We start from the raw sequence: 12,089 nt of genomic DNA, 5'->3' as shown, positions 1-12,089 counted from the left end.
GAATTCCCATGTCCACGACCATTGCAGCCCCTGTCCTCATCATCGGTGGATCCGGCATCGTCGGTTCGCAAGCGGCACAAACCCTGCGCAAGCTCCACCCGGATCTGCCCATCGCCATTGGCGGACGCGATCTGGCCAAGGCGGAATCAGTTGCCAAGTCTCTCGGCAATGCCGAGGCGGTTTCCATTGATCTTGACCGGGCCGATCTCGGCCAGCCCGCCGGCAAGGCCTTCAGCGCCGTCGTGCTGTTCGTGAAAGACGAGACGCTCAACAGCCTGAAATATGCGCAGACACACGGACTGCCCTATCTCAGCGTTTCCAGCGGGGTGTTCGAAGTCGGTCCCGAGATGGCGCATTACATCCATAAACCCAACAGTTCGGCGATTCTCATGGCCAGTACATGGCTGGCAGGGTCGGCCACCTTCCCCGTGCTTCAGGCGGCCCGAGACTTCCGCCGGATAGACGAAATCACCATTGCGGTGGTGCTGGACGAGCAGGACATGGGCGGGCCGGCCGCCTTTGCCGATTTCGAACGGCTGACCCGGTCCGCCTCCAATCCGCTGGCGCTCAAGAACGGCAAATGGCGCTGGGTGACGGGCGCGGAAGCCAACCGCCGTTTCACGGATATTGATGGAAAGCAGATCGAAGCCAGCGCCTATTCCCCCCTCGATGTCCTCAGCCTCGGCGTTGCCACCGGTGCGCACTCCATCCGCTTCGACATGGCGTATGGCGAATCGGCCAGCCGCCGCCGGGGCGAGCCCTTTTCCACCGAGATCGTCATTGAAATCAGTGGCGAATTGAACACCGGCGAGCAGACAACAGCCCGTCTGGATATCATCCATCCGCAGGGCCAGGCGCCCCTTACCGCCCTGCATGTGGCATTGGCAGTCGAGCGCCTGCTCGGCCTTTCCGGCGGGGAAAAGGTGGCGCCGGGGCTGTATTTCCCCGACGGGCTGATGGAGCCGGATTATGTGGTGGCGCGGATGCAGGAGTTCGGCGCGGTGTTCCGCCGCACCGATGCGGAAAACCATCTGTGGGTTTCCGGGGAGAAGCGGCATATCGCTCGCGCATGAGCGGAAAAGGAATGCTAAGGAGGTCCGCGCGCGTTTGACCGTGCGCGGAATCACCACCGGTCTGGAGAAGCAATGAAGGTCGACATCGACATGGGAGCGGCGCCCGCAGGCGCAAAAGCCATGCTCGACCTGGAAGAGCTTCTGGCCACGCGCCTGCTGGTGCAGGGCAATTCCGGTTCGGGCAAATCCCATCTGCTGCGCCGCCTGCTCGAACAGAGCGCCCAGTGGGTGCAGCAATGCGTCATCGACCCGGAAGGCGACTTCGTCACCCTTGCCGACAAATACGGCCATGTGGTCGTCGATGGCGCCCGCACCGAGAATGAATTGACCCGCATTGCCGCGCGCATCCGCCAGCACCGGGTGTCCGTGGTGCTCGATCTCGAAGGCCTCGATGTCGAACAGCAGATGCGCTGCGCCGCAGCCTTTCTCGGTGGCCTGTTCGATGCCGAGCGCGACTACTGGTATCCCATGCTTGTCGTGGTCGACGAGGCGCAGCTGTTTGCCCCGGCGGTTGCCGGCGAAGTCTCCGACGAGGCGCGCAAACTGTCGCTCGGGGCCATGACCAACCTGATGTGCCGCGGCCGCAAGCGCGGACTTGCCGGGGTCATCGCCACGCAGCGGCTGGCCAAGCTGGCCAAGAACGTTGCCGCCGAAGCCTCCAACTTCCTGATGGGCCGCACCTTCCTCGATATCGACATGGCCCGCGCGTCCGACCTGCTCGGCATGGAGCGTCGGCAGGCCGAACAGTTCCGCGATCTGGCGCGCGGACACTTCGTTGCCCTTGGCCCCGCGCTGTCGCGCCGCCCGCTGCCGGTCACCATCGGCCCGGTTGAAACCTCCGCCCGCTCATCCAGCCCGAAGCTGACCCCGCTGCCGCAGCAGGCCGACGATGCGCATGAACTGATCTTCACGCCGGCGCCTGAAGAGCGGCGCCCGGTCGTACGGCGCGCGCCCACACCGCCGCCACCCACCCCAACGGCCGACATCCTGGCACAGTTGACCCAAGCCAAGGCAATGGCCGAAGCGGAAGCACCCGCCCTGACGCTGTTCCCGGAAATCGACGAAGCCGAACGCAGCGCGCTGATCGATGCGGTCATGCAGGAAATGCTGGGCGATCCGGATGCCGGTTTCCGCACCGATGCGGTGCTCTATCAGGATTTTCTGGTGCGCTGCCGCATCCGCCGCGTCCCCGGCGACGCGCTGTCGCTGCCAGCCTTCCGCCGCAAGCTGGCGGTTGCGCGCGCCGGTATCGACGGCGAAACTGCACAGAGCGAGCCGTGGCAGCAGGCGCTGGAACTGTCCAAGAGCCTGCCCGACGACGTGCAGGGTGTGTTCTTCATTGTCGCGCAGGCGGCGGTCACCGGCAATCCCTGCCCGTCCGATGCAACGCTCGCCCGCGCCTACGGCACCCATTCCGCCCGGCGCGCCCGGCGGCTGCTGACCTATTTCGAGGAACAGGGACTGGTGGTGGTCCGCACCGATTTTGCCGGAAACCGCGTCGTCGCCTTCCCCGATCTCGGCTGCGAGACAATGGCGGGCGATCCCAACGGTCCCGATGACGGTGCGCAGGAACAGCACGCCGCCGAATGATCAGCCGATATCGGCGAGCAAAGAAGCCAGATCGCCGAGATGGTCGATCTGGCGGAAGCGCGGCTCCGCCACCGGTGCATCCACATGTTCGAGCACCCAGGTCAGCGCATGCGGGACATAGATGCCCCAGCCGCCGGCCTGAATGGCCGGAACCACATCCGATTTCAGCGAATTGCCGATCATCATGCTGTGCTCCGGGCCATCGCCATGGCGGCTGAAAATCCGCTCATAGGTGGCCCGGTCCTTGCTGCTGACGATCTCAACCGCATCAAAAAAATCGCCAAGGCCCGATTGCGCCAGCTTGCGCTCCTGATCGAAGAGGTCACCCTTGGTGATCAGGACCAGCCGGTAGCGCCCGGCCAGCTGTTCCAGCGTGTCCTGCACATGCGGCAGAGTTTCGATGGGATGGCGCAGCATGTCCCGCCCCGCCGCCAGGATTTCGCCGAGAACCGATGACGGTATCTTGCCATCCGTCACCTCCAGCGCCGTCTCGACCAGCGACAGGGTGAACCCCTTGATGCCGAAGCCATAGAGATCGAGATTGCGCCGCTCCACCTCCAGAAGCCGGTCCGACAGGTCAGGCACATCCGTGTGGGGAGCAAGCAGCGTCTCGAAATGCTTTTCCGACAGCCGGAAGAACTGTTCGTTTTCCCAGAGCGTATCGTCTGCGTCAAAACCGATAGTGGTGAGGGAGGACATTCTCGAACTCTCATGCGTTGCCGAAATGATGATCCCAGCTGTGTAGCGCTTGCCACCGGCAAAATCCACCAGCCGGGGCATGACGTTGCCTTGTTTCGCCACAAATCAAACCCCACCTGCGGCGGACTGCAAACCGGAGCACCAACCTGTTGACCCAAGCCAAACCGCGACGACGCGCCCTGTTCATCGTCAACCCCAATGCGCGCAGCGGCCGGAAGCCGATCGATCCCATCCGCAAGACATTGGAAACCGGTGGACTGACGCTGGTCGATGCGGCACCGGACAAGGACGAATCCATCTCCGACGTGATCAGGCGCATGCAGGATGCCTGCGATCTGGTGATCATCGGCGGCGGTGACGGCACGCTGAACGCCGCCGCTGCCGGTCTTGTCGAGACCGGCCTGCCACTGGGTGTCCTGCCATTGGGCACGGCCAATGATTTCGCCCGGACGATCGGCCTGCCGCCCGTCCCGCTCAAGGCGGCGGAACTGATCCTTTCCAGCAAACCGCGTCCCATTGATCTGGGCGAAGTCAACGGCAACCTGTTCTTCAATGTCGCCAGCATCGGCTTCAGCGCCGAACTGGCCGCGGAATTGACGGAAAAGGCCAAGAAGCGCTGGGGCAAGCTCGGCTATGCCATTGTTGCCGCCCGCCTCCTCGCCCGCTCCCGGCTGTTCACCGCCTCTGTCGAGCATGACGGCTCGGTCGAAACAATCAGGACGATGCAGGTTTCCGTCGGCAACGGCCGCCACTATGGCGGCGGCATGACCGTGGAGGAAACCGCGACCGCCGATGACGGACGGCTGGATTTCTACAGCCTGGAGGTGGATCACTGGTGGCGGCTGCTTGGCCTCCTGCCCAGCCTGCGCAAGGGAACCCACGGCCGCTGGGACGATGTGCGGGCCTTCCAGACCACGCAAGTCACCATCAAAACAAGCAAACCGCGCCCCGTGAACACCGACGGCGACCTCACCGCCTGGACCCCGGCACATTTCCGCATCCGGGAGAAGGCAATCCGGGTCTTTGTGCCGCAAACAGACCAAATGTAGACGCGCAGCCATCCCAGTCTTTCATCCGGAATTGCTCTGTGCTTTATGCTCATCAGTGGAATGCGTGACGAATGGGGGCTGGGTGAACGCGCTTTGTAAGATCGCTCTGGGTGCATCTCTCGCCATGCTGACCGCATCGATCGTGCTTGCGGCCGATAACCCGTCCGTACCGGCACCGCCGCAGCCGCCCGCCCCGACCGTCAGCCAGATATGCGCCGCCATCGCCACCCAGGCCGACGGCCACGGCGTGCCGCGCGACTTCTTTGCCCGCCTGATCTGGAAGGAAAGCCGCTTCGACGATCAGGCGGAAAGCCCGGTCGGCGCGCAAGGCATCGCCCAGTTCATGCCGGGCACCGCCCGGGAGCGGCAACTGGCCAATCCCTTCGATTTCGCCCAGGCGCTTCCGGCATCGGCGGCGCTGCTCAAGGACCTGCGCGCCACCTTCGGCAATTGGGGACTGGCAGCGGCCGCCTACAATGCCGGACCGACACGCGTGGCGAAATGGCTGTCGAGCGGCGGCTTTCTGCCGCTCGAAACCGAGGACTATGTGCTTGATATCACGGGGCGTCCGGCCGATGACTTTGCGGCGGGCGCGGAGATCGGCGCCGCGCCGCTCAATGTCAAACTGGGCTTCGATGCCGCCTGCCGCCAATTGCCGGTTGTCCGCTCGGCGACGATCTCCATGGCCCAGATCAAGCCGAAACCCTGGGGCATCCAGATTGCCGGAAACTTCCGCCGCTCGGCCGCCGTGAACCAGATGGAACGGCTGCGCCGCGCCTTTCCGGCCATCCTGAACCAGCACGAGCCGGTCATCAGCCGCTATCGCACGCCGATGGGCCGGCGCGGCATCTATGCCGTGCGCATCGGTGCCGACACGCGCGGCGAGGCCAATGCCATCTGCGCCAAGCTGCATGGTGCCGGCGGCGCATGTATTGTTCTGCGCAACCGCTAGGGTTAGAAGCCAAAATTTGACCATTTGGACAGTTTTATGCGGGATCACTACCACGTACAACCTCGAATTGCGGTGGCCGGCGCGGTTAATACATGGGTTGCAGGCAACGATTTTGCGCGGCGAAGTATGTCGGCTGCACAGCTGTTCGATATAGTCGCCTAAACGATGGAAAAACTTTTGCTTGCCAAAAAACACTTATTCTAGCAGTCTCAAAGCGTTCGGGCATCTGCGAACACTGGAAGACTGGAAGAACGGCGCGCCGGAACCGCAAGAATACCGGGTCGGGGGAAATCCCGGCAATGATCGGCTCCTTTCCTGAATTCGAGAACTGCCTGCATGATTTACGCCGGATGTATCTTACAAAAGGCGGCACTACCAATCCCGCAAGCCCGGAGGGGAACGCGGTAAGTAAGGAAAAGGAACGGAGCATGGCACAGACCGGTACGGTCAAATTCTTCAACAGTGAAAAAGGCTTTGGCTTTATCAAACCGGATGACGGCGCAGCGGACATTTTTGTCCATATCTCCGCCGTTCAGGCATCCGGCCTCACAGGTCTCGCAGACAATCAGAAGGTTTCCTTCGATACCGAGCCTGACCGTCGTGGCAAGGGCCCCAAGGCCGTCAACATCACGGTTACGGAATAATTCAGGCGGCGCAAGCCGCTTCGGGACCCCCGGACACGCCCGGGGGTTTTCCCTGAAAGTCCACCTCCCCGGTCGCGGCGATGGCTGCGCGTCCGCAAAGCGGATGCTTTGCGTGGAAATCCCCCCAATTATCCAGTTTCGGCACCCTTCGCTCGTTCCTTGCCATGGATTTGCTGATATTATGATGTCGATGTGCTTTTCCCGCATGGGATGCAGGGAACGAAAGTGCCCGCTTTCCGTTCAGCTTGCATTCATTCTGGAACGTTTAAAACACACATCACGGCTGGCGCCCCCACTGAAAGTCCAGCCCAACACGATCAGGCGGTTCCAAAAGTTCCGCCAAGGATGCTTCAAAGGAGGCACAGATGTTTAAAGGTATGAAGATTGCCATTCTTGCGACGGCAGCTTTTGCAACGATCGCCGTTCCGCTTGCTTCGTCAGCATCGGCTGATGATTGGGGCTGGCGCCGTCATCATCATCGCGGCGGCGGCGATGCACTCGCAGCCGGCGCTATCGGCCTTGCCGCAGGTGCGCTCATCGGCGGCGCGCTCGCCCAGCCACGCGAACCCGACGTGATCTATCGCGACTACGATGATCGTCCCGTCTATCGCGCCGCGCCGGTTCGCGTCTATCGCGAAGTGCGCCCGGTCTATTATGGCAGCGCCCAGCCGTGGTCACGCGCCTGGTATCGCTATTGCGCCGACCGCTACCGCTCCTTCAATCCAGAAACCGGTACGTTCCGCGGCTATGACGGACGTGCATATTTCTGCAACGCCAACTGATCGCTGATCAGCCGGATTGAAAAAAAGGCCGCAGGTTCGCTCCGGCGGCCTTTTTGTCAGGTCAGGAACGGATTGGTGCGGCGCTCTTCGCCGAAACGGCCGCCGGGGCCATGCCCGCAGATGAAGCCGATATCGTCGCCAAGCGGAAACAGCTTGTTCTTGATCGAGTTGATCAGGGTCTCGTGGTCGCCACCCGGCAAATCCGTGCGGCCGACCGAGCCGTTGAACAGGACATCGCCGACATGGGCGAACTTGGCGGCCCGGTTGTAGTAAACCACATGGCCCGGCGCATGGCCTGGACAATGCAGCACCTCGAACACATGCGACCCGAAGGACACCGTATCGCCATCCGCAAGCCAGCGGTCCGGCGTGCAGTTGCGCACGCCGCTGCCCTGGATGCCGTACTGGACCGCCTTCTCCTCCATTGAATCCAGAAGGAATTTATCCGCCTCGTGCGGACCGATGATATCGACGCCGAGCGCCTCCTTCATATCCATGGCGCCTGCCGCATGATCAATATGGCCATGGGTGATCCAGATGGCGTCGATGGTGATGCCGTTGGAGCGGATGGCATGGAGCACCTGATCATTGTCACCGCCGGGATCGATCAGGACGCCATGCTTGTCATCGCTGTCGAAGAGGATCGTGCAGTTCTGCTGAAAGGCCGTCACGGGGATGATACCGGCCTGCAATTGTCCCATTTTGTTCCAACCCTATGCTTTCAGAAATCTCGTACATCAGGCTTTAGCCCAAATAAAAAGGGCGGCCAATGGGACCGCCCTTGAAAATCGCTTGCATCCTGTGATGATCAGGATTTGGCCAGCGCGTTCTTGATCGCACCAACGATTGCAGTGAGGATAAGACCGCCAACACCGCCACCGGCAACATTGCCGATGATTGAGCCGAGATCCAATCCCGACGATGATGCTGCGTTTGCCACGAGCTGGGCACCACCGGCGCCAAGGTATTGCGTCAAGTAGCCACCCACTAGTCCACCAACGCCGCCGGCAATCGTGTTGCCAGTCGGGCCAAGAGTCAGGTTCTTGAGAATACCGCCGACAACATTGCCGCCGACAGCCCCTGAGATCAGTTGGATGATGAGAGGAAGAAGTGCACCCATAATTGACACCCCGTCAACGTTTCGCGCCAGACTCATGCCTGACACTGGCATGTTGACTAAGTTTTGGGCAATGTCAAACCGGTTGATGCCTCAATAAAGAGGTATCAACCGGTTGTTTTCGTTAGCAAGCTTGCAGTATCGGGCTGAGCGCGCCTTATTTGCGCTCTGATACTGCGAGTTATTCCGCTGCTGCTTTCTTCGGTGTTACTTCGGCGGCGTAATCGTTCATCAGGTTGATCGCGATCTCGCCAACGGTGAAGCGGTATGGCCCGACCTCCGAAACCGGCGTCACTTCCGCAGCCGTCCCCGTCAGGAAGCACTGTTCGAAACCTTCCAGTTCTTCCGGCATGATCGCCCGTTCGACAACCTCATAGCCGCGGCGCTTGGCCAGCTCGATGACCGTGCGGCGGGTGATGCCGTCGAGGAAGCAATCCGGCTTCGGCGTGTGAATGACGCCGTCCTTGACGAAGAACACGTTGGCGCCGGTGGCTTCGGCCACCTGGCCGCGCCAGTCGAGCATCAGCGCGTCCGCATAGCCCTTGGCTTCGGCGGCGTGCTTGGAGATCGTGCAGATCATGTACAGGCCGGCGGCCTTGGACTTGGACGGGGCCGTCTTCGGATCCGGGCGGCGATATTCCGCCATATCCAGACGGATACCCTTGAGCTTCTGCGCCGGGTCGAAATAGCTTGGCCACTGCCAGATGGCGATGGCCACGTTGATCCTGTTGTTCTGGGCCGAAACGCCCATCGACTCGCTGCCGCGCCAGGCGATCGGGCGCACATAGGCATCCTGAAAGCCCTGCTTGGCAAGAAGCTTGCGGCAGGCATCGTTCAGTTCTTCGACCGAATAGGGAATGGTGAAGCCAAGAATACGCGCCGATTCGTGCAGACGCTCCGTGTGTTCGTTGAGCTTGAAGATTTCGCCGCCATAGGCGCGCTCACCTTCAAAGACCGAGCTTGCATAGTGCAGGCCATGAGTCAGCACGTGAACCTTAGCATCTGCCCAGCGAACGAATTCGCCATTCATCCAGATGTAACCTTCAAGCTGATCAAATGGTACGGATGCCATGTTTTCCTCCAGGCGTTTGATTCCTGATCGTTTGACGGGTTTGAGACGACGCCAATTGTTCCCGTTTCACAATTGGTGAACCTTGGCTCCCGACAGCGCCGCGCGTTCTTCTTGAACGCGCAAAGAACGCTGTCCATTTCGAATTCACGCCTGATCCCCGATGAAAATCGTGCCGATTTTCGGGACCATGCGTGGCAGCAATAGGCGTTTCGATGAGGAAAAATGTCCCGGAAACACTTATTGGCTTTTCGTTTCATTCAAAATGCGGCCAACAGCTTGCCAAAAATTATCAGCAGTCTAAAATTAAGTCAACAAGACTGACATATTATTCGGCGACACATGAATGAGAGCGGGAGCCCTGCATGAAACCTTATACACCGGATCGGCATATTGAGACAGCCCTGACCAAGGCGGATGCGCGCGAACTCGACCTCATCGAGCTGTTTTTCTTTGCCTACCGTGACTTCACCGCCGACCCGGATCTGATTCTGGAAAAGCTGACCTTCGGCCGCGCCCATCACCGGGTTCTCTACTTCATCAACCGTAAGCCGGGCATGACCGTTGCGGAACTGCTGGATGTGCTGCAAATCACCAAGCAGAGTCTCGCCCGTGTTCTCAAGCAGCTGATCGACACGGGCCATGTCGTGCAAATACCCGGCCCGCGCGACCGGCGGCAGCGCGAACTCTATCCCACCATGAAGGGCAGAGAACTCGCGCTTGAGCTTGCCGCACCGCAATCACGCCGCATTGGCAGTGCATTGGAGCAAATCGGTCTGGCTGACCGGGCCGTGATCGAACATTTCCTCAAAGCGATGGTCAATCCGGGCCAAAGGCAACAGATCGACAGTCTGCCACAGGCAGGTTAGTTTATGCCGGATAGGGACGTCCGGGGACCAAGGGCGGGCGCCAATGCCCGGAGAGAGAAGGAATGATTTTGGTGAGTGAAGAACTTCCGCTTTCAGACGATGCGCCGCACCTGCTCATTGTCGACGACGACACCCGGATTCGAAACTTGCTGTCGCAATATCTGACCGGCAGCGGCTTTCGCATTACGGTGGCTGCCAATGCGGACGAGGCCAGGCGCAAGCTTGCCGGCATTGATTATGATCTGCTGATCCTCGATGTGATGATGCCGGGTGAAAGCGGCGTGGCCCTCACCCAGTCCCTGCGCCAGGAAAAGAGCGTTCCCATCCTGATGCTCACGGCCCTGTCGGAAACCGACAGCCGCATCAGCGGTCTCGAGGCCGGTGCAGATGATTATCTGCCGAAACCCTTCGACCCGCGCGAACTGATCCTGCGCATCAACAATATCCTGCGCCGCGGCGCCCCGGCATCGCAGGCCAAGATCGAGCAGATCGTTTTCGGGCCCTATACCTTCGTCATCGCCAAGCGCGAGTTGAAGCGTTCGGGCGAACTGATCCGCCTGACCGACCGCGAGCAGGATATCATGGCGATCTTTGCGGCCCGCGCCGGTGAAACCGTGCCCCGGCATGAGCTGACCGGCCAGGAAGGCGATGTCGGCGAACGGACGATCGACGTGCAGATCAACCGTCTGCGCCGCAAGATAGAAAACGATCCGGCCAATCCGGTTTGGTTGCAGACGGTGCGCGGCGTCGGCTATAAATTGAGCGTGGAGTAAACGTCCCGATCCGCGGGATCAGGACGCAATAACCAATGCGCGAGTGGGCACCGATCATATGGCACAAACGGACAGTGCAAAACGCGCATTGGCAGTCAGGCAGCGGCATTGGCGCCGCCGCCGCAGCACGCTGCTCGGCCCCTGGCGGAAGTTTTCCCGCTGGCTGGCGCAGTGGATGCCGAAACGGCTCTATGCCCGCTCGCTGATCATCATCATCGCACCCATGGTGCTGCTGCAGTCGGTCATCGCCTTCGTGTTCATGGAGCGCTACTGGCAGACGGTCACCCAGCGCCTGTCGACGGCCGTGGTGCGCGACATCTCCGGCATCATCGACCTGATGGACACCTATCCGCAGGACCCCGGCTATGAAAACCTCATCCGCATTGCGCGCGAGAGATTGTCGCTCAACATCTCCATCCTGCCGCCCGACCCCTTGCCTGCGCCCGGTCCGAAGCCGTTCTTTTCCATTCTTGACGAACCGCTGAGCGCCGAGATCACCAAGCAGATCAACCGGCCGTTCTGGATCGACACAATAGGCGATTCCGATCTCGTCGAAATCCGCATCCAGCTGGAAGGCAAGGTCCTGCGGGTCTTTGCCCGCCGCAGCCAGGCCTATGCCTCCAACACGCTGATTCTCCTGGTCTGGATGTCCGGCTCGGCGCTGGTGCTGCTGGCCATCGCCATCCTGTTCCTGCGCAACCAGATCAAGCCGATCCAGCAGCTGGCCGCGGCCGCCGACAGTTTCGGCAAGGGCCGGGCGACACCGCCCGATTTCAAGCCGCGCGGCGCGGAGGAAGTCCGGCGGGCAGGCGCGGCCTTCATCGTCATGCGCGAGCGCATCGAACGCCAGATCGAGCAGCGCACCACCATGCTGAGCGGCGTCAGTCACGACCTGCGGACAATCCTCACGCGCTTCAAGCTGCAGCTTGCGCTGGTCGGCCACAAGGTCGATACGGAAGCGATGGAGCAGGACATCGAGGATATGCAGTCCATGCTGGAGGGCTATCTCGCCTTTGCCCGCAGCGAGGCGGAGGAAGAAACCGGCACCTTCAACCTGGAACGCCTTTTCACCAAACTGAAAGAGGAAGGCACCCTGCTGGAGCGCGGCTTCAAGTCCAGCATTCGCGGCGAACCGGAGATTCAGGTCCGGCCCAATGCCTTCTCGCGGCTGATCTCCAACCTGGTATCGAACTCGTTCCGCTATGCCAAGAATGTCGTCGTCACCGCCGATCACCGCGACGGCTGGCTGAGCATCACCATCGACGATGACGGCTCCGGCATCCCCAAGGAGATGCGCGACGAGGTGTTCAAGCCATTCTTCCGGCTGGATGAGGCGCGCAATCAGGATGCCAGCGGCACCGGGCTCGGGCTTGCCATCGCGCTTGACATTGCCCGCAGCCATGGCGGCGATATCACCCTGGACGAAAGCCCCATGGGCGGCCTGCGCGCCGTCGTGCGTATTCCCGCCTGAT

At 61.2% G+C, this 12,089-nt stretch carries 13 protein-coding genes; 9 read left to right on the top strand and 4 right to left on the bottom strand.

The genetic code is table 11. The annotated features are described in order from the left end of the window. Positions 1-8 precede the first annotated feature (8 nt). Both ACZ25R_RS08085 and ACZ25R_RS08080 read left to right on the top strand, forming a co-directional pair. Entirely contained in the window at positions 9-1,073 is a 1,065-nt protein-coding gene (locus ACZ25R_RS08085) for a Rossmann-fold NAD(P)-binding domain-containing protein (protein ID WP_472460664.1), read from the top strand. A gap of 72 nt (positions 1,074-1,145) precedes the next feature. After that, complete coding sequence (locus ACZ25R_RS08080) at positions 1,146-2,663, top strand: helicase HerA domain-containing protein (RefSeq protein ID WP_472460663.1); 1,518 nt, start codon at positions 1,146-1,148, stop codon at positions 2,661-2,663. Here ACZ25R_RS08080 and ACZ25R_RS08075 read toward each other — a convergent pair whose 3' ends face one another. Continuing rightward, entirely contained in the window at positions 2,664-3,362 is a 699-nt protein-coding gene (locus tag ACZ25R_RS08075; RefSeq protein WP_223613453.1) for an HAD family hydrolase, read from the bottom strand. A gap of 149 nt (positions 3,363-3,511) precedes the next feature. Here ACZ25R_RS08075 and ACZ25R_RS08070 point away from each other — a divergent pair, with 149 nt between their 5' ends. The 4 genes from ACZ25R_RS08070 to ACZ25R_RS08055 all read left to right on the top strand — a co-directional run bounded on the left by ACZ25R_RS08070 (position 3,512) and on the right by ACZ25R_RS08055 (position 6,789). After that, complete coding sequence (locus ACZ25R_RS08070; RefSeq protein WP_472460662.1) at positions 3,512-4,411, top strand: lipid kinase; 900 nt, start codon at positions 3,512-3,514, stop codon at positions 4,409-4,411. Between the two features lie 124 nt (positions 4,412-4,535). Continuing rightward, on the top strand, positions 4,536-5,363 hold the full coding sequence (locus tag ACZ25R_RS08065; protein WP_472462457.1) for a transglycosylase SLT domain-containing protein: 828 nt from the start codon (positions 4,536-4,538) through the stop codon (positions 5,361-5,363). Positions 5,364-5,791: 428 nt separating this feature from the next. Continuing rightward, positions 5,792-6,007 carry a cold-shock protein gene (locus ACZ25R_RS08060; RefSeq protein ID WP_105732051.1) on the top strand — a complete coding sequence of 72 codons (216 nt, stop codon included), beginning with the start codon at positions 5,792-5,794 and terminating at the stop codon, positions 6,005-6,007. 365 nt (positions 6,008-6,372) lie between these two features. Next, positions 6,373-6,789 carry a BA14K family protein gene (locus tag ACZ25R_RS08055; RefSeq protein WP_223612596.1) on the top strand — a complete coding sequence of 139 codons (417 nt, stop codon included), beginning with the start codon at positions 6,373-6,375 and terminating at the stop codon, positions 6,787-6,789. Between the two features lie 56 nt (positions 6,790-6,845). On the opposite strand, the gene ACZ25R_RS08050 is transcribed toward ACZ25R_RS08055, so the two are convergent. From ACZ25R_RS08050 to ACZ25R_RS08040, 3 genes are all read right to left on the bottom strand, one after another. Then, on the bottom strand, positions 6,846-7,490 hold the full coding sequence (locus ACZ25R_RS08050) for an MBL fold metallo-hydrolase (protein WP_403183863.1): 645 nt from the start codon (positions 7,488-7,490) through the stop codon (positions 6,846-6,848). Between the two features lie 107 nt (positions 7,491-7,597). Further along, complete coding sequence (locus ACZ25R_RS08045; protein ID WP_472460661.1) at positions 7,598-7,909, bottom strand: hypothetical protein; 312 nt, start codon at positions 7,907-7,909, stop codon at positions 7,598-7,600. 178 nt (positions 7,910-8,087) lie between these two features. Beyond that, entirely contained in the window at positions 8,088-8,978 is an 891-nt protein-coding gene (locus ACZ25R_RS08040; protein WP_464661336.1) for a branched-chain amino acid aminotransferase, read from the bottom strand. Between the two features lie 362 nt (positions 8,979-9,340). Between ACZ25R_RS08040 and ACZ25R_RS08035 the strand changes: the two genes are divergently transcribed. The 3 genes from ACZ25R_RS08035 to ACZ25R_RS08025 all read left to right on the top strand — a co-directional run bounded on the left by ACZ25R_RS08035 (position 9,341) and on the right by ACZ25R_RS08025 (position 12,088). Further along, the gene (locus ACZ25R_RS08035; protein WP_403183865.1) at positions 9,341-9,844 is read left to right on the top strand and encodes a MarR family winged helix-turn-helix transcriptional regulator; all 504 of its coding nucleotides are present in this window, start codon (positions 9,341-9,343) and stop codon (positions 9,842-9,844) included. A gap of 62 nt (positions 9,845-9,906) precedes the next feature. Further along, positions 9,907-10,617: a response regulator gene (locus ACZ25R_RS08030; protein ID WP_223612591.1), complete on the top strand. Its 711-nt coding sequence runs from the start codon at positions 9,907-9,909 to the stop codon at positions 10,615-10,617. 175 nt (positions 10,618-10,792) lie between these two features. After that, complete coding sequence (locus tag ACZ25R_RS08025; RefSeq protein WP_374042724.1) at positions 10,793-12,088, top strand: sensor histidine kinase; 1,296 nt, start codon at positions 10,793-10,795, stop codon at positions 12,086-12,088. Position 12,089: the final 1 nt, after the last annotated feature.

The sequence above is a fragment of the Phyllobacterium sp. RCAM01083 genome (assembly GCF_055685835.1).
Note: the sequence above shows the minus strand (reverse complement) of the source record. Positions and strands in the feature narration are given on the sequence as shown.